Origin of the sequence: Bradyrhizobium sp. NAS80.1, assembly GCF_001908205.1 — a bacterium.
Taxonomy (GTDB): Bacteria; Pseudomonadota; Alphaproteobacteria; order Rhizobiales; family Xanthobacteraceae; genus Bradyrhizobium.
The window spans coordinates 1-19071 of the sequence record NZ_LGHL01000208.1 but is presented as its reverse complement, the minus strand read 5'-3'; the positions used below and the strand labels follow the sequence as shown (position 1 = coordinate 19071).

The 19071-nt window shown below is 64.8% G+C and carries 12 protein-coding genes; 8 read left to right on the top strand and 4 right to left on the bottom strand.

What is annotated here, in order from left to right; genetic code table 11:
• The 4 genes from AC629_RS36315 to AC629_RS36300 all read left to right on the top strand — a co-directional run.
• Window positions 1–571: tetratricopeptide repeat protein (locus AC629_RS36315; protein WP_143199714.1), on the top strand; the 571-nt coding region annotated here is incomplete at its 5' end.
• 145 nt (window positions 572–716) lie between these two features.
• A complete protein-coding gene (locus AC629_RS36310) occupies window positions 717–1388 on the top strand; it encodes an OmpA family protein (protein ID WP_084809554.1) in 672 nt (223 codons plus the stop codon).
• A 158-nt stretch (window positions 1389–1546) separates the two neighbouring features.
• Window positions 1547–2476: an efflux RND transporter periplasmic adaptor subunit gene (locus tag AC629_RS36305; protein WP_084809553.1), complete on the top strand. Its 930-nt coding sequence runs from the start codon at window positions 1547–1549 to the stop codon at window positions 2474–2476.
• Window positions 2476–5610 carry an efflux RND transporter permease subunit gene (locus AC629_RS36300; protein WP_084809552.1) on the top strand — a complete coding sequence of 1045 codons (3135 nt, stop codon included), beginning with the start codon at window positions 2476–2478 and terminating at the stop codon, window positions 5608–5610. The genes AC629_RS36305 and AC629_RS36300 overlap by 1 nt, the downstream gene beginning before the upstream one ends.
• Window positions 5611–5722: 112 nt before the next feature.
• Here AC629_RS36300 and AC629_RS36295 read toward each other — a convergent pair whose 3' ends face one another.
• Window positions 5723–6397, bottom strand: a complete 675-nt coding sequence (locus AC629_RS36295) for a Crp/Fnr family transcriptional regulator (protein ID WP_084809551.1) — start codon at window positions 6395–6397, stop codon at window positions 5723–5725.
• Window positions 6398–6642: 245 nt separating this feature from the next.
• Between AC629_RS36295 and AC629_RS36290 the strand changes: the two genes are divergently transcribed.
• Both AC629_RS36290 and AC629_RS36285 read left to right on the top strand, forming a co-directional pair.
• On the top strand, window positions 6643–8694 hold the full coding sequence (locus AC629_RS36290; protein ID WP_084809550.1) for an AsmA family protein: 2052 nt from the start codon (window positions 6643–6645) through the stop codon (window positions 8692–8694).
• Between the two features lie 235 nt (window positions 8695–8929).
• Complete coding sequence (locus AC629_RS36285; protein ID WP_084809549.1) at window positions 8930–11377, top strand: adenylate/guanylate cyclase domain-containing protein; 2448 nt, start codon at window positions 8930–8932, stop codon at window positions 11375–11377.
• Between the two features lie 189 nt (window positions 11378–11566).
• Here the strand turns inward: AC629_RS36285 and AC629_RS36280 are convergent, their stop codons facing one another.
• Together AC629_RS36280 and AC629_RS36275 are read right to left on the bottom strand one after the other, a co-directional pair.
• On the bottom strand, window positions 11567–12862 hold the full coding sequence (locus tag AC629_RS36280; protein WP_245332105.1) for a Spy/CpxP family protein refolding chaperone: 1296 nt from the start codon (window positions 12860–12862) through the stop codon (window positions 11567–11569).
• Window positions 12863–13070: 208 nt separating this feature from the next.
• Window positions 13071–14087, bottom strand: a complete 1017-nt coding sequence (locus AC629_RS36275; protein WP_084809547.1) for a LysM peptidoglycan-binding domain-containing protein — start codon at window positions 14085–14087, stop codon at window positions 13071–13073.
• Window positions 14088–14262: 175 nt separating this feature from the next.
• Here AC629_RS36275 and AC629_RS36270 point away from each other — a divergent pair, with 175 nt between their 5' ends.
• Window positions 14263–14955 carry a hypothetical protein gene (locus AC629_RS36270; protein WP_084809546.1) on the top strand — a complete coding sequence of 231 codons (693 nt, stop codon included), beginning with the start codon at window positions 14263–14265 and terminating at the stop codon, window positions 14953–14955.
• A gap of 234 nt (window positions 14956–15189) precedes the next feature.
• Window positions 15190–17850, top strand: a complete 2661-nt coding sequence (locus AC629_RS36265; protein ID WP_084809545.1) for a bifunctional diguanylate cyclase/phosphodiesterase — start codon at window positions 15190–15192, stop codon at window positions 17848–17850.
• A gap of 223 nt (window positions 17851–18073) precedes the next feature.
• On the opposite strand, the gene AC629_RS36260 is transcribed toward AC629_RS36265, so the two are convergent.
• Window positions 18074–18814: a LysR family transcriptional regulator gene (locus tag AC629_RS36260; protein WP_168195675.1), complete on the bottom strand. Its 741-nt coding sequence runs from the start codon at window positions 18812–18814 to the stop codon at window positions 18074–18076.
• Window positions 18815–19071: the final 257 nt, after the last annotated feature.

Below are 19071 nucleotides of genomic sequence, written 5' to 3'. Positions count from 1 at the left end.
GCCACCACCGGCAAAGCCTGCCGAGGCAGCCCCTGCCCCGAGCACGGATGGCGGGCCGAGCGCGGCCGCCCTGGCGGAGGACCCCACTGTCAAGGGCCTGACCGCAAAGATCGCAGCCAATCCGGATGACGTGAACGCGCTGTACCGGCGCGGCCAGGTCTATGCCAGCAAGGGCGCCTACAACCTCGCCATCAAGGATTTTGACGACACGCTCCGGATCAACTCGAAGGACGTCGAGGCGCTGAACAACCGCTGCTGGACCCGCACCGTGGTCGGTGACCTTCAGGGCGCACTGAAGGATTGCAACGAGGCGCTGCGGCTGCGGCCGAACTTCGTCGACGCGCTGGACAGCCGGGGCCTCGTGAACCTCAAATCGGGAGCGGTGAAGAATGCCATCGCCGATTTCGACGCGGCCCTGAAGATCAATCCCCGCCTGACCTCCTCACTCTACGGACGGGGGATCGCCAAGCAGCGCAATGGCTCGGCGCAGGAAGGCGCGCTCGACATCGCGAATGCCAAGGCGATGGACCCGAACATCGTTCAGGAATTCGCAAGCTACGGAGTCCGTTGATATTTTTTTGAGTTGAGGCAGGCGATGCCTCGAACCTCGGCGGCCCAAGGAAGACTAATCGACGGATGCCGCAGGCGGCCTTTTTCGGGGGCTTATTGCAAAAATTTTGGAACCGCGCGGGCTCGCCGCGCAGGAGGGACTGTCAATGAGATTGGCTGCAAAGGGCTTCACCGCGATCCTGTCCATCATCACCATCGGCGCCGCCCTGTCGCTGCCGGCCTCGGCCGTTTTCGCGGCCGACGAGAGCAACAGCAAGAACGTCACCGAGGACGAGATCGTTCGCGCGTTGGCACCACCGCCGAAAAAGCCCCTGACCCGTGGCCTCTCGATCGCCCCGCAGGCCGATCCGGCGTCGAGCGCGGCGGAAACCAAGCTGATCCAGTCCGTCCGCGGCCGGGCGACGCGCTCGCTCTCGTCGACCGAACGCGAGGAAATCGCGACGGCGGCGAAGGACAAGCCGAACATCGATCTCGAAATCACCTTCGACTACAACTCCGCCAACATCAGCGCGAAGTCGATGGCTTCCGTGCAGGCACTCGGCCGCGCGCTGACCAGCCCCGACCTGAAGGGCTCGACCTTCGTGGTCGCCGGCCATACCGACGCCGCAGGCACCGAGGCCTATAACCAGGACCTGTCGGAACGCCGAGCGGATTCGATCAAGCGCTACCTCGTCGACAAGTACCGCATCGCGGCGACCGACCTCGTCACCGTCGGCTACGGCAAGAGCAAGCTCAAGGACCCGAGCCAGCCGATGGCGGAGGTCAACCGCCGCGTGCAGGTCGTCAACATGGAAAACAAGACCACCGCATCGAAGTAATCACGACGTAATCCTTTGAAGTGACAAGTCGTGATGTGGTGTAAAGTCTCGCTTCCAAAGCGGGTCCCGCAGCCTTGCGGGACGCCGCTTTATTTCAGGGAAACACTCTCAGCAGGCCTCGTACGGATGGCCGTGAACCAGGCCAGGATGATCCGGCGATGAAGGTCACCGAATATCTCAAGCCGGCCGGAACTGTGCTGTTCATCGTTGCGCTCGGCGTCGCCTATTATGTGTTCGAGCACTGGCATCGCCCCGAAGCGAAGGACACGCCGGGCGAGGCGCACGTCGTCGTGACGAAGTCGACCAACGCCTGCTTCTCCGACCTCGTGCGCGTGACAGGCTTCTTCGTGGCGCGCCGCGAGGCCGTGGTCATTGCCGATCAGGAAGGCTCCAAGGTCACCGACGTCTTCGTCACCGAAGGCGCGACCGTGACCGAGAACCAGGAGCTGGCGCGCCTGACGGCGCCACCGCAGATCCCGGGCCAGCCGCAGCGACCGGGCTCGCAAGGCCCGATATCGCTCAAGGCGCCCGCGCCGGGCCTCATCACGGAAGTTCGCACCGTCGTCGGGGCACCGGCCTCGCCGCAGGCCGGCCCGATGTTCCGTATCGCCGTCAACGGCGAGATCGAGCTCGACGCCCAGGTGCCGGCGGTGCACATGCCCAAGCTCAGCCCCGGCGCGACGGTGCGCATCAGCCGCGACGATGCGCCCGATTTGATCGGGCGGGTCCGGCTGGTTTCGCCTGAAATCGACCGCGCCACGCAGCTCGGCCGCGTCCGCATCAGCGTCACCAACAATCCGTCGCTAAAGGTCGGCATGTTTGCACGCGCCTCCATCGACGCCAAGCGAAGCTGCGGCGTCGCGGTTCCCAAGACCGCGATCGACCATCTCACCGTGCAGGTCGTCAAAGGCAACACGATCGAGACACGGAAGGTGCGGGTCGGATTGTCGTCCGACACCGCGACGGAAATCCTGGAAGGCCTCGACGTTGGCGAAATCGTCGTGGCCGACGCCGGCTCTTCACTGCATGACGGCGACCAGATCAAAACCATGTTCGCCGATGAACTCGATCGATCGCGGGTACGCTGATGGCACTTAATATCTCGGCATGGTCGATCCGGAATCCGCTACCGTCGGTCGTCTTTTCGATCATCCTCCTGATCCTCGGCTGGACGTCATTCACCAGGCTCGCGATAACGCGGCTGCCTTCGGCCGACATTCCCGTGATCTCGGTCGTGGTGTCGCAGTTCGGCGCGGCGCCTGCCGAGCTTGAATCCCAGGTCACCAAGACGGTTGAAGACGCCGTCTCCGGCGTCGAGGGCGTGCGGCACATCACCTCCTCGATCACCGACGGCGTGTCGGTGACCACCATCCAGTTCGCGCTGGAGACCAACACCGACCGCGCGCTCAACGACGTCAAGGACGCGGTGACGCGCGTGCGCTCCAACCTGCCGCAGAACGTCACCGAGCCCCTGATCCAGCGCGTCGACGTCATCGGCCTGCCGATCGTCACCTACGCGGCAATCTCGCCCGGCAAGACGCCTGAACAGCTCTCCTATTTCGTCGACGACGTGGTCAAGCGCGCGCTGCAAGGCGTGCGCGGCGTCGCCCAGGTTGAGCGCATCGGCGGTGTCGAGCGCGAGATTTTGGTCTCGCTCGATCCCGATCGCCTGCAGGCGATGGGGCTGACCGCGGTCAATGTCAGCCAGAGTTTGCGCGGCACCAATGTCGACGTCGCCGGCGGCCGCGCCGAGATCGGCAAGAACGACCAGGCGATCCGCACGCTGGCCGGCGCCAAGACGCTGAGCGACCTCGCGGGCACCATGATCCCGCTGTTCGGCGGCGGCGAGGTCCGGCTCGACGATCTCGGCACCGTGACCGACACCATCGCAGACCGCCGCACCTTCGCCCGCTTCAACGGTGAACCCGTGGTGGCGCTCGGCATCAAGCGCTCCAAGGGCGCCAGCGACGTGAAGGTGGCCGAGGCCGTGCAGAAGCGCATCGACGCGCTGAAGGCCGCCTATCCCGACGTCGACCTCAAGCTGATCGACACCTCGGTCGACTACACCAGGGGCAATTACCACGCGGCGATCTCGACACTGTTCGAAGGCGCCATCCTCGCCGTCGTCATCGTGCTGCTGTTCCTGCGCGATCTGCGCGCGACGATCATCGCCGCGATATCGCTACCGCTGTCGATCTTCCCGGCATTCTGGGCGATGGACATGTTGGGCTTCTCGCTCAATCTCGTCAGCTTCCTCGCCATCACGCTGTCGACAGGTATTCTGGTCGACGATGCCATCGTTGAGATCGAGAACATCGTCCGGCACATGAACATGGGCAAATCGCCCTATCGTGCCGCGCTGGAAGCCGCCGACGAGATCGGCCTCGCCGTGATCGCGATCTCGCTCACAATCATCGCGATCTTCGCGCCCGCGAGCTTCATGTCGGGCATCGCCGGACAATTCTTCAAGCAGTTCGGCATCACCGTCTCGGTGCAGGTGTTCTTCTCACTGCTCGCCGCGCGCTTCGTCACGCCGATGCTGGCGGCCTACTTCCTCAAACATAGCACTCACGCCGAGCCACCGCCGGGCCGGATCCTGCGCACCTATCACAAGATCGTCGCCTGGTCGGTGAACCACCATTACATCACGGTGCTGATCGGCTTCGGCATCTTCGCCGCCTCGATCTGGAGCATCACGCTGCTGCCGCAGGGCTTCCTGCCTGCGCAGGACAGTGCGCGCTCGCTGCTTGCCCTCGAGCTGCCGCCGGGTACCCAGCTCGCCTACACCGAAAAAGTCACTGAGGACATCGTCGCGCGCCTGCGCAAGCGACCTGAGGTGAAGAGCATCTTCGTCGACGGTGGGCGCGTTCCGCCGGGGACGCAGGAAGTCCGGCGCGCCTCCCTGATCATCAACTACACGCCCAAGAACGATCGCGACATCACCCAGCGCGAGCTCGAATTCTCGATCAGCCAGGAGCTGGAGAACGTTCCCGACATCCGCTTCTGGTTCCTCGACGAGAACGGCCTGCGCGCGATCTCGCTGGTGGTGACCGGTGTCGACGCCAATATCGTCAACAACGTCGCGAGCGAGCTTGCGACGCAGATGAAGCGGATTCCGACCATCTCCAACGTGATCTCGGAGACCTCGCTGGAGCGCCCCGAACTGCGCATCGAACCGCGCGCCGATCTCGCCGCACGGCTCGGCGTCTCCACCGAAAGCCTGTCGCAGACCATCCGTGTCGCCACCATCGGCGACGTCGGTCCTGCGCTCGCCAAGTTCGACGTCGGCGACCGCCTGGTGCCGATCCGGGTGCAGCTCGAGGATGCTGCGCGCGGCAATCTGAAGACGCTGGAGCAATTGCGCGTGCCGCTCGGCGAGCACGGCGAGAAGGGCGGCGTGCCGCTCTCGGTCATCGCCGACGTCAAGCTTGATCAGGGCCCGACCAGCATCAACCGCTACGACCGCGAGCGGCAGGCGACCGTCGCCGCCGACCTCGTCGGCTCCGCCGCGCTGGGCGATGCCACCAAGAAGATCTACGAGCTGCCGGTGATGAAGAGTTTGCCGAAGGGCGTGAGGGTCTCACCCTCCGGCGACGCCGAGAGCCTGAACGAACTGTCGGACGGCTTTGCCACCGCGATCACGGCTGGCCTGATGATGGTGTACGCCGTGCTGGTGCTTCTGTTCGGCACCTTCCTGCAGCCGATCACCATCCTGTTCTCGCTGCCGCTCTCGATCGGCGGCGCGATCGCAGCCCTGCTCGTCACCGGCAAGCAGCTGACGACGCCGGTCTGGATCGGCATCCTGATGCTGATGGGCATCGTCACCAAGAATGCGATCATGCTGGTCGAGTTCGCGATCGAAGCGATCAAGGCCGGCAAGCCGCGCGAAGAGGCGATGATCGATGCCGGCATGAAGCGCGCCCGACCGATCGTGATGACCACGATCGCGATGGCGGCCGGCATGATGCCGAGCGCACTCGCGGTCGGCGCCGGCGGCGAGTTTCGCTCGCCGATGGCGCTCGCGGTGATCGGCGGCCTGATCTTTTCGACCATCCTGTCGCTGGTGTTCGTGCCCGCGATGTTCATGGTGATGGACGATCTCGGCGCCCTGATCTGGCGTTTCGGCAAGCGGCTGATCGTGCACAGCGCAGACGTCGACACCACCGATCATCACGAAGCCGCACCCGCTCCGAAGAACGTCGTGCATCCTGCTGCTGAGTAGATTACGCGGGCGCAGGCAAGCGACGATGATGGGCGACCCTATGCCGTCGCCCCAAGCTTACGATCGGAGTTGCTGACGTTGCACCATGTGCCGGAAGCAGCCTAGCTGCCGCCTACTCGTTCCGCGCGATCGACGTCAGCTTAGTCATATTCCTCAGCAGGATGCGGCCGCGCTGGAGATCGAGGATGGCTTCCTTGCGCCAGGCCTGAAGCTGGCGGTTGACGCTCTCGCGGGCGGCGCCGACGAAGACGCCGAGCTGCTCCTGCGAGATGTGCACCTCGGAGCCGAAATCGGCAGCGAGCGCACAGAGCCGCCGTGCCAGGCGAACCGGCAGCGGCTGCAGCATGGATTCTTCCATGCGCTCGCTCTGCCAGCGGATGCGCTGACACAGCAGCGCGATGATCTTGATCGCAACCTTCGGCTCGCGCTCGAGGAAGCCGAGAAAATCTTCGCGCCGCAGCACGAACAATTCGCTGTCCTCGCCTGCGGTTGCATCCGCAGTGCGGCTCTGGCCGTCCAGCACCGCGACTTCGCCAAACAGGTCGCCCGGGCCCATGAAATTCAGCGTCAGCCGGCTGCCGTCGGAGGCGCCGGTCTCGATGCGGACCTGGCCACGGCGCACGCCGAACAGTGCATCGCCCGGATCGCCCTTCTGGAACAGCATCTCGCCGCTGGCCAGATGCTGAGTGTGGCAAAGGTTGGACAGCCGCTGGAGTTCGTCTGCGCCGAGATCGGCGAACATGGCGTTCATTTTCAGGATGACCGCAAATTCGGCCTGCTTGCTCATTTCGATGTCCTTGTGAATTTCCTTAGCCAGTTTACCTGGCCAATTTCTTTGGCAAATCGCTTGGAACCATCAACATCAGAATCGCGTAGAACCGCGCCGGGGAAGTGTGTCATAAGTCACATAACTTTGCACATCCCCCGACTATTTGTGCGCGCTTGGAGCCGCTTCCCGTCCGGGGATAAGCTCACGCGCAACGGGCGGATGACCGGCCGGGTTCTACGCTTGTCCGTCGTTGGAAAGTCGACATGAGAGCAGTGAAATTCGCCGGCGTAGCCCTGGCCGCCGTCATCATCGTGATCGCGCTTCTCCTCGTGGTGGGAGTCCCCTCGGGCTTCCTGACCTCGACGATTGCGTCGCGGATCGAGAGCGCGACCGGCTATCGCCTGTCGATCGACGGTACCACGAAGATCAGCCTGTGGCCGACGCTGAACGTCACGCTGAACGATCTCACGCTGCAGGACCCGAAGGACCGCAGCGGCATCACGCGCCTGACGGTCGGCAGCGTGCAGGCCGACATGCCGCTCGCGAGCGTGTGGTCGGGCCGCCCGACGATCAGCGAACTCGTCATCACCCATCCCGTGCTCTACCAGCCGCTGCTGCGTGAGCGGCTGCCCAACGCCAGCGCCTCCTCGAAGCCGCCGCTCGCGTTCGACGCTGCGGGCGCGACCATCGACCGCATCAAGGTCAATGACGGCGAGATCGCATTCTCGCGCATGCGCGATCGCGTCGAGGGCCGCATCAGCGCCATCAACGCCGACGCCGTCGTTGATCGTGACCGCAAGATCAACATCACCGGCACCGCGCGCGTTGGCGATCATCCGACCAAGTTCGACATCAAGGCGACCGCGCCAGCTCAGCTCACCGACCGGCCGACGCTTCCGGTGGATTTCGCCATCGACATGCCTGACGTGCTGAAGTCTCAGCTCGCCGGTCACGCCGAGATGCGGCTCAACGGCGATATCGTGATGATCAACGGCGTGAACGGCACGCTTGGCGATGGCGCATTCAACGGCTGGGCCTCGATCGACATCGCGAGCAAGCCCTTGGTCAAGGTCGATCTCGACTTCCAGCGGCTCGCGATTCCGCTGGCGAAAACACCGGAAGGCGCGTCCGGGCAGCCCTGGAGCAATGCGCCGATCGACGTCTCCGGGCTCAACTATGTCGATGCGCAGATCAGAATCTCCGCGAACGAGGCCGTGATCGGCGATGCACGCTTCTCGCCGCTCGCGCTCGATGCGAAGCTCGCCGGCGGCGTGATGAAAGCCGGCACCGCCAATCTCGGCGCCTACGGCGGCCAGGTCTCGGGCGAAGTGATCCTGGATGCGACCAGCGGCGCACCGAGCTTCGCCATGCATTCCGACCTCGTCGGCGTGCGCGCGCTGCCGCTGCTCCAGAGCCTTGCCGAATTCGACCGGATCGATGGCAAGCTGCAAGCCAAGCTCGCATTGCGCAGCACCGGCAACAGCCAACGCGCCCTGATGGCGAACATGCAGGGCACCGCTTTCGTCAATTTCCAGGACGGCGCCATCCGCGGCATCAACGTCGCGCAGATGATCCGCTCGCTGACATCGGGCACGCTGTCCGGCTGGCAGGACAGCCAGGAACAAAGCACGGACCTGTCGCAGCTCTCCGCCTCCTTCCGCATCGACAAGGGCCAGGCGGTGACGACCGATCTCAATTTGATCGGACCGCTGGTGCGCGTGACCGGCGCGGGCACGATCGCGCTCGATACCAAGATGATGGGTTTTCGCGTCGAGCCGAAGCTGGTGATGACGACCGAAGGCCAGGGCCGCACCTCCGAGCCGGTCGGCTTCGGCATCCCCGTGATGATCCAGGGCACCTGGTCGCAGCCGCGGATCTACCCTGACATGGCCGGCATGCTGGACAATCCGGACGCCGCCTATGCCAAGCTGCGCGAGATGGGCAAGGGCCTGTTCGGACCTGATGGCGCCGGGCTCGGCAATATCTTGGGCAACCTTGGCGGTAACCTTGGGCTTGGAGGCGCCACCGCGCCGGGCGGCGGCAATGCGACAGGCAATGCCAATCCGCAATCGCAGCCGTCGGGGCAGAACAATTTGCTCGGCGGACAGCTGGGCGAAGCGATCGGCAATCTGATCCAGCAAGGGCTCTCCAGTGGCGCGGGAGTCGGTAGTGGCACTGGCCGGAGCCGCAGCCTGCCGGCAACACCGTCCACGCCCGCACCGCAGGCCTCGCCCGCGCCCCCGGAGGACCCTCCGGCGGCACAGCAGGACAGTCAGCCGATGAACGACGTGCTGCGGCAGCTCTTTAATCGGTAATTGGCGGATCAACGCGCAGGGCTCCACGTCAGCCCCTTACATGAGCGAGCCATCCGCAGCTTCCTCCGAACGAAGGAGGCTGCGACAATTCACCGCCCTTGCCCCTGCCCTGGCGTTCATAACGGGTAACCACACCGGTGGCTCGAACGGTCTCTTGGCTCAAATTATGGTAGAAGGCTCGCAGGGCCCGCGCGGCCCGTAGCGCCGGCGTCGATGGCGGCGCGAGAGGATCCGGATGGCAGGAGCGAGCGACAAGACACGGTTTCTGCGCGAGGGCCTGTTCGCCAAATATGTCGTCTCCCTCGTCGGCCTCGTCGTGTTCGTCCTCGCCGTCAACGGCGCGATGGAGACCTGGATCTCCTACCGCGCCACCAAGACGTCGCTGACCGACGGGCTGGAGGACAAGGCGCAGGCCGCCGCCCGGCGGATCGAGCAGTCGGTCTCGGAGCTCGAGCGCCAGATCAGCTGGGTGACGCGGGCGAGCCAGGACACGCTCGAGAAGCGCCGCGCCGACTACGCCCAGCTCCTGCACCAGGTCTCGGTCGTCAACCAGCTGTTCCAGCTCAACGGCGAGGGCCACGAGGTGCTGCGCGTCTCGCGCCAGTCGACCACGACCGGCAGCAATGCCGACCTCTCCCGCGACATGCGCTTCACCGACACCGTCGCCCGCGGCGTCAGTTACGCGCCGGCCTGGTTCTCCGACCAGACGCCGTTGATGTCGATCTCGGTGGCGCATTCCGGCTTCAACGCCGGCGTCACGGTCGCCGAGATCGATCTCAGCTTCCTCTCCGACTTCCTGTCCGACGCGCAAGTCGGCAAGGCGGCCTTTGCCTATGTGGTCGATCCGCGCGGCCGTGTGCTGGCGACGTCGTCGAGAGGGCCCGATGTCGGCAAGGACCTGTCGAAGCTGCCGCAAGTGGCTGCCGCGATCGCGCCCGGCCGCGCGCCCGACACGTCGGGCACCGACTTCAACGGCCATTCGGTGCTGACCGCCGCGAGCACCGTGCCGAAGCTCGGCTGGAGCGTGATGTTCGAGCAGCCGACGACGCAGGCCTTGACGCCGATCCGCGACCAGCTCGTGCGCATCGCGCTCCTGATCGGCATGGGCCTGATGGTCGCGATCCTCGCCGGCACGCTGCTCGCCCGCCGCATGATCATTCCGATCACGGCGCTGCGCGACGGCGCGCACAAGCTCGGCGAAGGCGATTTCAGCCACCGCATCGACGTCCACACGTCCGATGAGCTGGAAGATCTTGCCAGCCAGTTCAACAGCATGGCCGGCCAGATCCAGGAGACCTATTCGAACCTCGAAACCAAGGTCGAGGAGCGTACCCGCGATCTCGCGCAGTCGATCAACGAGCTGAAGGTTCTGGAAGAAGTCGGCCGCGCGGTCGCCTCCTCGCTCGATCTCAACGCCGTGCTGCCGACGATCGCGGCCCGCGCGATCGAGATCACCCATGCCGATGCGGTGCTGATCTACGGCTATGACGCCGAAACGCGCTGCTTCAACCTGGTCGAATCCAACGGCATCGACAAATCGGCCGAAGGCGCCCACCTCACGATCGAGGAAGGCCAGAACATCCTCAGCGATGCCGCCGTCAGCGGCGAGCCGATCGCGATGGCCGATCTCGAGCAGGCCGCCGAGCAGCCGCTGCGCGACGCCGCAATCGCAGCCGGCTTCCACTCGGTGCTGGTGGTGCCGCTGGTCGATCAGCAGGGCACGCTCGGCTCGCTGGTGGTGCTGCGCCGTGCCGCCGGCGAGTTCGCGGGCAGCATCATTGGCCTGATGCGCACCTTTGCCAACCAGGCCGTGCTGGCGATGCGCAATGCGCGGCTGTTCAGCGAGGTCGACCACAAAGGCCGCGAGCTCGCCGCTGCGCACGAGACCGTGCAGCAGCAGGCGGCAAAACTCCAGGAGCAGACAGAGCAGCTCCGCAACTGGAATCGCTCGCTGGAAGAGCGCGTCGAGAAGCAGCTCGGCGAAATCGGCCGCATCAAGCGACTCGAACGCTTCCTCGCGCCGCAGGTCGCGCAGCTCATCGCCTCGTCCGACGGCCACGACGCGCTGCTCGACAGCCACCGCCGCGAGGTCACCGTAGTGTTCTGCGACCTGCGCGGCTTCACGTCGTTCACCGAGGCGACCGAGCCGGAAGAGGCGATGAACGTGCTGCGCGAATATCACGCCGCGCTCGGCGAGCTGATCCATCGCTACGAGGGCACGCTCGACCGCTTTGCCGGCGACGGCGTGATGATCCTGTTCAACGCGCCGATCCAGTTCGCCGACCACACGCAGCGTGCGGTGAAGATGGCGGTCGAGATGCGCGATGTGATCGGCAAGCTGACCGAGAAATGGAAGAACCGCGGCCACTCGCTCGGCTTCGGCCTCGGCGTCGCCATGGGCTACGCCACGCTTGGCCAGATCGGCTTCGAGCAGCGGCTCGAATATGCCGCGATCGGCAGCGTCACCAATCTCGCCTCGCGCCTCTGCGACGAAGCCAAGGCCGGCCAGATCGTGGTCAGCCGCCGCGTCTACGGCATGGTCGAGCCCTGGGTCGACGCCCGCGCACTCGACGATCTCCAGCTCAAGGGTTTTAATCACCCCGTGCTGGCGATGGAGATCCTTGGCTGGCGCGAGGAGGTGGAGAACGTGGTGGATGCGTCGGCGGCGCGGCGGAGAGGGTAGCCGGAGACAAAAAAGTCGAAAACAACCCCATGCACAGTAGCTGGGGGCTGACGGATCAATGGGTTACGGGGGTGATACGGCTCAGGCTGATGGGGCCCTTTGACACGTCGGGCAAAACACCGGCAGGATGGCAACATCGGGCGATTACGTCGAACCTCACCATGCGCTGATGTATTTGCCCCAGGCGGGTCAGACAGCAGAAGCGGCGCCGTTCGAACTTGAAGGACTCACGCCCCCCCGCTTCGGCCCGATCGCCTCGAACGCCGCCTTCTGCGCGTCGGTCAAATCGAATTCGAAATCATCTAGCGCATCGCCGACGCCCTTCACGGCCTGCAGCATCGTCCCGAGCCGCGTCTTCACGGCGGCGAGGCGGGCCTGCGGTGTCGCGACAGGCTTGGAGGGGCAGGCGCTCAGCGTCTCGATGGTGCGGAGCGTGGTGTCCTGGAGCACGTCGAGCCGGGCGCGGCCGATGTCGTCGAGCCGGAGCGTAGCGGCGATGTCCTCGGCGGGCCATTGCTGCTGCACGAGCTGTTGATATTGGCGCTGCGCCTGCAAATCGTAGCGGGGATCATAGTCCGCCTGGCAGGCTGCTGCCGCCTGCGTATCCTTGTGCTGGCCCGCTGCAAGCGCGGCGCGACGCTCGTTGGCCAGTGCTTCGAGCTTTGCCTTCTGACCGTCATCGAGGAGATCGACAAATTTTGCGAGCGGCGGCGCGACTGCGTCTATTGCCTTGATCATCGCGTCCAGGCGCGTCTGCATCAGACCCAGACGTTCGGACGCGCTCGCGGGGGCCTCGATCGGGCAGGAGGCGCGGATGATGTCGCGCGCTGCGACCCAGGCGGTTGCGAGCTCGTCAAGCGCAGCGTGCTGCACTTCGTTCGGCTGCACGGCAGCGGCGATGCGCTCGAGTGGCAAGCCGCCGGTGTCGCTGGCGTCGCAGACATTCTCCGCCGACGGGACCCTTCGTCCGCGCCTGCCTTGCGGCGTGGTGTAGGCGGCAAGCTCGGTCGCGGCATAGGGCGCGAAGATCGCGGCGTAGATGTCGCCATAGCCATAGAGCGAGAGACTGGTCGTATCGCCGAAGATGACGGCGGTGGTGAGGTCATCATGCGCGAACGGCCAGAACACCGGGCCGGCCCAGCCGTAGCTGCCGTCGGGATGGCGCCACCAGCCCTGCGGGCGGCGGCCGCCATGCCAGCCCGACAGCGCGGCCTGCGCCGTGAGCGCCGCACGCAGGATGTAAGGATTGGAAGGCAGGCCACGCTCGGCACCGCGAGGATCCTGCGACCTCAACGCGGCGGAGTGGTATCGGCCGCCCCGCACCGCCATGCGAGCATGCCGCATTCGCGACAGGCCGAGCACGTGGCCGACGGCGAACCGTGCAACGCCAAGCGGCCCACCGAGCAATCCGAACTGCGCTTCCGCTTTATTCGGCAGCAGCACTGCCAAAATAACGAGGGCCGCGCCTGTTAGCGCCAGTCTCATGCGTGATCCGGACATGGCCGCTGACCTGACCACCGGGTTGACCACCTCTCGGCCCTCCTCCAGCGCCTAGCGCACACTGCGTCGCACGGAGATGACTCGGAGCGGAACCAAATGTTCCAGGGGTCGGCGGTCAAAGCGTCGCCGGGCGTGAGAGTTCCAACTGTTTATGTCTTTACCGCGAGAAGCCCTCACCGGCGAAGGACGGCCCTCACTGCGCCCTCTTCGGCAACAAAAAGGTCTGACCGGGATAGATCAGGTTGGGATTGTGGATCTTGCCGCGGTTGGCGTTGTAGATCACCGAGTAGCGGGAGCCATCACCGTAAGCGAGCCGGCTGAGAGCCCACAGGCTGTCGCCGCGCGAGATCACGCGGCTATGGCCTGGCTCCACCGGTGCACCGTTGAAGACGTCCGCAGGCGACGCCGATGCGACTCTCGGCTTCGGCGCGGCCATCATTCTGGGCCGAACCGCAGGCTTGTCCGGTGCTAAGGCCAGGTGCGGCGCCGCTGACTGCAAGGATGCCACGACATCCGGCTTCTCGGCCTGCTTCGTGTCTTGCCGCGCGACCGGTGCGGGGCGCGCGAGCGGCGGCGTTGCTTCGGCGATGATCACCGGCATGTTGCGGCTGGACTGCGTGACGGTGCCATCCGGCGAGCTCGCCCGCAGCGTCAGCTCATAGGAACCTGCGGGAAGCTGCGGCGGGGTCATCACGAACTGGCCCGACGCGTCGGCCACCACCGAATGAAGCGACTTGCCGTCGCGCAGCAGCTCGACCTTGGCACCCGGCGTGGCCTGGCCCGCGATCACCGCCGCCTCGCCATGATCGTCGATGCGTGCGACGTCGAAGCGGGGACCGGCATCGGTCGCGGCAGCCGGCGGCTTGACCGGCGCGAGATCGGCGAGCGCGTCCTTGACCTGCTTCTCGGTCCCGGCAGGCGCGCCAGCCTTCGGCTCCGCGGCCGGCGCCGGGGACGTGGCGGGTGCCGGCTGCGTGCTGGCGGCAACCTTGGACTCTTCCGGCTTCGACTCCGGCGGGATCCCGACCTTCGCTTCAGCCTTGGCTTCAGGCTTTGCATCCGGCTTGGCGGCAACGGCGATGCCGGTCTTGAACTCGTCCTTGGCCCCGCCCGGCAAAAGTCGACGCAGCTCGGTGGGCCCGATCACCAGCACGGTACCGACCACGGCGAGGAGACAGAACGCAATGAGGGCCTTGGTAGCGGTCATCATCGGGAAATGAACCTTTGATCGCAAAGTAGCCGATGGCCGCAACCTGCGCCGATTTCGCCACGGCAGCAAGACTATCAATGGGATGATCCCGGTATGCCCAGGATGAACCGGCGCGGCCACGTCGGCGTCAAATGAGCAAGGCCGCATCGCGGCATTTTTTTTTAAGGGTGTTTCCATGCACGCATTTTGCCGTCCCGCGCCATGGCTGGCGCTTGCCCTGACGCTGGCGGCGCCTGGCGCATTGGCCGCCTCCGGCCCGCCGCCGGGCTTCACGCTCACCGACGATGCCGATCTCGGTTTCACCTCGCCCGATGGGGCCACTAAGCTCGAGCAGTACATGAGGGACGGCGGGGATTTCGACGTCAAATGGCAGGTCTGGGCGCGGCGCGGCGAGCAGATGACGGAGCTGAAGCCGGAGCAGGGCTATCCGGCCGGCTTCCGCTTCACCAACGACTCGCAATGGCTGGTCCGGATGCAGAAGACCGGCTCCGGCGAGCAGGACCTCTATCTCTACCATGTCGAGAAGGGAGACTTCGTGAACGCAACGAGGAAGTCGCTCAGCGACCTCGCCTGGGCCTATTTCCACAGCCGGCCCGACACGAAGAGGATGAAGCTCGACTACCACATCACGGCCAATCTCATGAAGGGCACGGAAGAGGCCTATCGCTGGCTCGGCGTGAACTGGCCCAACAACCGTTACCTCGTCATCTCGCTGTCTGGCCAAATGGACAAGCATCCGAAGAACGTCGCCGTGAAGGGACTGGGCGACTGGCGCTGCCGTTACGACCTCAAGATCGGGACCTTCGACGTGCCGGCGGTGTTCGCCAAGAGCAATGCGGAAGCCCTGAACTGGGAGATCCGCCGCTGAGGATTCGTCCCCTCCCATCCGAGATGGCCCGGCCAAGACAAGAATCCCGAAAACAACCCTATGCAAAGCAGGACCGCAGGACGGGGTGGCGACGCCTAACCGACCCTGTCAACCAGCTTTCCACGGGCGGGGGCGCCAACCTTCTGATTCCGCGCCAATTCATATTTTCCTAACCCTTACTGGTAACGGGCTCTTGTCGGTTTTGCTGCATCTTGCATCCCACGGGAGGGCTGGATGGGCACATCGATCCGATGGAGCGCGCGCATGCGCGCGTTGCTTCGCCGTTGGCGCGGGGCGCCGCTGACGTGGCTGATCGTCGGCGGCTTCGTGCTGATGGTTGCAATGGCCATCGGCACCGCGCTCACCGTCGATCGTTTCAGGCAGAATGCGATCGAAAGCGGCCGCGACAGCCTGGAAAACTCCGTGCGCATGCTCGCCCGCCATTTCGACCGCGAGTTCGAGGATTTTTCGGTGCTCCAGAAGAGCATCATCGCGGAACTCGAAAGCCACGGCATCGACTCCGCGAACGTGTTCCGCAGCGAGGCGGGCACGCTCGCCATGCACGAGGTGCTGCGCAACAAGGCCAGCGGCTGGTCCGACGTCGCCGGCGCCAACGTGTTCGATGCCGACGGCGTGCTGATCAACTCGTCGCGGCGCTGGCCGGTCGCCGACGTCTCGGTGTCCGACCGCGGCTATTTCCATCGTCTCAAGAGCGATCCGACGTCGCAGGAAGAGGTCGAGGTCGTGCCCGGCCGGTTCGGCAAGGGACCGGCGATCGTGTTCGCGCGGCGCGTATCCGGCCCGCACGGCGAATTCCTCGGCATGGTGTCGCGGGCCATCTCGCCGGACCAGCTCGAAGCCTTCTTTGCCTCGATCGGGCTCGGCGAGGAATCCTCGATTTCGATGCACCACCGGAACGGACAGTTGCTGGCGCGCGTTCCGCATGTCGACGAGATGATCGGGCAGAACTACCGCAACGGCACGCCCGAGCAGCGGGCTGTGTTCGAGCGCTCCACCGTCACGACGCAGCTTGCAAGCCCGATCGACGGCAAGGACCGCATCGTCGCCTCGCGCATGCTGACCGGCGAGCCGCTGGTCGTGGTCGCAACCAAATCGCTGGACGCGACGCTCGCCACCTGGCGCGCGCAAACGAAATTCTTCGTCGCTGTCGCCGTGTTGTCGATCGGCCTGCTGGTGCTCACGCTCTACCTGATCTTCCGCCAGATGATGCACCGGCTCTCGGTCGAGAAGCAGCGGCTCGACACCGCCCTGAACACCATGACGCAGGGCCTGTTGATGTTCGACCAGGATGAGCGGCTCATCGTCTGCAACACCCGCTACATCGAGATGTACCGGCTCTCGACCGACGTGGTGAAGCCCGGCGCCTATTTCCGCGACGTGATCCAGCACCGCCACGACACCGGCTCGTTCGAGGGCGACGTCGATTCCTATTGCGACGGCATCCTGAGCAGCACCGGCCACACGCAGAGCGCCGTCGTGGAGACCGCCGACGGCCGCCTGATCGAGATCAAGAATCAGCCCGGCGCGGCCGGCGGCTGGCTCGCGACCCATGACGACGTCACCGAGCGCATCCGCGCCGACGAACGCATTGCGCATATGGCGCATTACGATGCGCTGACCGACCTGCCCAATCGCGTGCTGATGCGCGGCCATCTGGAGCGCCGCGTGGCCGAGCTTGCCGAGGGCAAGCCGTTCGCGATCCTCTACATCGACGTCGACGAGTTCAAGGGCGTCAACGATTCGCTCGGCCACGAGGTCGGCGACGAGCTGCTGCGCCAGGTCGCGAGCCGCCTGCGCGCCTGCGTCAGCGGCAACGACCTCGTCGCACGGTTAGGGGGCGACGAATTCGCCATCGTCAAGGCCGGCACGAACGACCAGACCGAGCTGACCGCGCTGGCGGAAACGATCCTCAAGGCGCTGCGCGCGCCCGTGAACTGCAACGGCCAGGAGATTCCGACCGATGCCAGCATCGGCATCGCAATCGCGCCGGATCACGGCGACAATCTCGACGACCTGCTCAAGCGCGCCGACCTCGCAATGTACGCGGCGAAATCCGAGGGCCGCCGCACCTTTCGCCTGTTCGTGCCCGAATATGACGCCAAGGCACGGCTACGCCGGCAACTCGAGCTCGATCTTCGCCAGGCGCTGACGCGCGGCGAATTCGAGGTGCACTACCAGCCGCTGGTCGACCTCGCTGCCAATGTCGTCACCGGCTGCGAGGCGCTGCTGCGCTGGCGCCATCCCGAGCGCGGCATGATCTCGCCCGCCGAGTTCATTCCGGTTGCGGAAGAGACCGGAATGATCGGCGAGATCGGCGAATGGGTGCTGAAGCAGGCCTGCCTTGAGGCCGCGGGCTGGCCCGGCCAGATCCACGTCGCCGTCAACGTCTCGCCGGTGCAGTTCCGCGCCAAGACGCTGGCGCTGAAGGTTGCCGCGGCGCTTGCGGAGTCAGGCCTTACGCCCGGGCGGCTCGAGCTCGAGATCACCGAGACCGTCCTGATCCGCGACGACGCGGAAGCGTTGACGATCCTGCAGCAGCTCCGCGAGCTCGGCGTGCGCATCGCGCTCGACGATTTCGGCACTGGCTATTCCTCGCTCAGCTATCTGCACCGCTTCCCCTTCGACAAGATCAAGATCGACCGCAGCTTCATCAGCGACATCGGCGAGCCCGAGGATTCCTCTCCGATCGTGCAGGCCGTGGTGCACATGGCCGCCGCCCGCCACATGGCGACGACGGCCGAAGGCGTCGAGACCGAAGCGCAGCGCGAGGTGCTGCGGCAGCTCGGATGCAGTCAGATGCAGGGCTGGCTGTTCAGCCCGGCCGTGCCGGCCGCCAAACTGAAGCGGTTGCTGTCGGAGCAGGCCGCGGCCTAGCTGGGACGCTGCTCAGGACCTTTTCCTGGGAGTTGCATCTCGAAATTCGCCACGAGTCCGTAGTTGAGGATTGAAGCTTCTGGTGTGAATGATCGTTTGCTCATCCTGGTCAAACTCCTTGAAAGAACGTTCCAGGAAGGACAAGAACGACGAAATACGCGGGACCTTCGCCGATTTGGCTCGATAAAGCGCATAGATATTGAAACTCGCTTTGCAGCTCCAATCAGGGAACAGTCGGACGAGCTGTTTCGATCAAGGCAGGGTCGAAGCAAGCCATGAAAATGATGCCCACTGATGATATTGCACCGACAATCAGGGCTTCCCGATCCATCGAGACAATGGCTGGATCGATCTTGATCGTCTTGGCCTTGGCGCCTTTGGTGAAGCTCCATCTCACGTAGGGCTTCGCCAGCCAGGCCGGCTTGAACGCCAGGCACCGGTGTGCGCTCAGGTCATCGGGGTCCTTCAACTCGCCATAGCGCGCGATGTAAGCAGGAGAAGCATAAGCCGCGGGCCGACCCTGTCCCAGCTTGCGTGCGATTAGTCGCGACGGCGGAGGGTCGCCGACGTGCAACAGCACGTCGATATTTTCGGATTGTATCGCCTTGGGATACGCATCCAGAAATCCGGCCAGCTGCGGCATGACGACATGGCGGCTGAGTGGCGGCATGATCCCGACACGGATCGTTCCCGTCACCTGTTTGTCGACGGTGTTGGCCATCACTCGAATGGCCTTCAGCCGATCGAGTACATCCAGAGATCGGTGGTAGAGCTCGCGGCCTTCATCGGTAAGCCGAATCCATCGCGTGCTCCGGTTGAATATAGAAATCCGCAACGTCCGCTCGAGTTCGGCGATACCGCGGCTCACGGCCGACGGAGTGATGTTCATATGCTTTGCCGCTGCAGCGAAACCGCCGAGGTCCGCCGCGCGAACGACCATTTCCAACTGCCGCACATTGTCCATGTCAAATCCCACATCATTTGACCCATATGCATACATGAGAGAAGCGCACGAATGAAGTGTAACAAAAGCATCAATCTGCGAGACGCTCGCGGGGTATCGTCGGCAAAACAACTTTGGCGCCTGACCTGAGAGGACCAGCAATGCGTATTCTTTTGGCCGGACTCGTTATCCTCCTATCATCTCATTCCATCGCGGGTGAATTCCCGCGGGAGATCGGCGACGCAATCCAAAGAATCGGTCCCGTCATTAACGCTCCC

Bases quoted from the DNA above. Each gene is read 5' to 3' on its own strand.
- AC629_RS36265 (WP_084809545.1), top strand. From the start codon at position 15,190: ATGGGCACATCGATCCGATGGAGCGCGCGCATGCGCGCGTTGCTTCGC.
- AC629_RS36310 (WP_084809554.1), top strand. From the start codon at position 717: ATGAGATTGGCTGCAAAGGGCTTCACCGCGATCCTGTCCATCATCACC.
- AC629_RS36300 (WP_084809552.1), top strand. From the start codon at position 2,476: ATGGCACTTAATATCTCGGCATGGTCGATCCGGAATCCGCTACCGTCG.
- AC629_RS36295 (WP_084809551.1), bottom strand. From the start codon at position 6,397: ATGAGCAAGCAGGCCGAATTTGCGGTCATCCTGAAAATGAACGCCATG.
- AC629_RS36275 (WP_084809547.1), bottom strand. From the start codon at position 14,087: ATGATGACCGCTACCAAGGCCCTCATTGCGTTCTGTCTCCTCGCCGTG.
- AC629_RS36270 (WP_084809546.1), top strand. From the start codon at position 14,263: ATGCACGCATTTTGCCGTCCCGCGCCATGGCTGGCGCTTGCCCTGACG.
- AC629_RS36305 (WP_084809553.1), top strand. From the start codon at position 1,547: ATGAAGGTCACCGAATATCTCAAGCCGGCCGGAACTGTGCTGTTCATC.
- AC629_RS36260 (WP_168195675.1), bottom strand. From the start codon at position 18,814: ATGGACAATGTGCGGCAGTTGGAAATGGTCGTTCGCGCGGCGGACCTC.
- AC629_RS36290 (WP_084809550.1), top strand. From the start codon at position 6,643: ATGAGAGCAGTGAAATTCGCCGGCGTAGCCCTGGCCGCCGTCATCATC.
- AC629_RS36280 (WP_245332105.1), bottom strand. From the start codon at position 12,862: ATGAGACTGGCGCTAACAGGCGCGGCCCTCGTTATTTTGGCAGTGCTG.
- AC629_RS36285 (WP_084809549.1), top strand. From the start codon at position 8,930: ATGGCAGGAGCGAGCGACAAGACACGGTTTCTGCGCGAGGGCCTGTTC.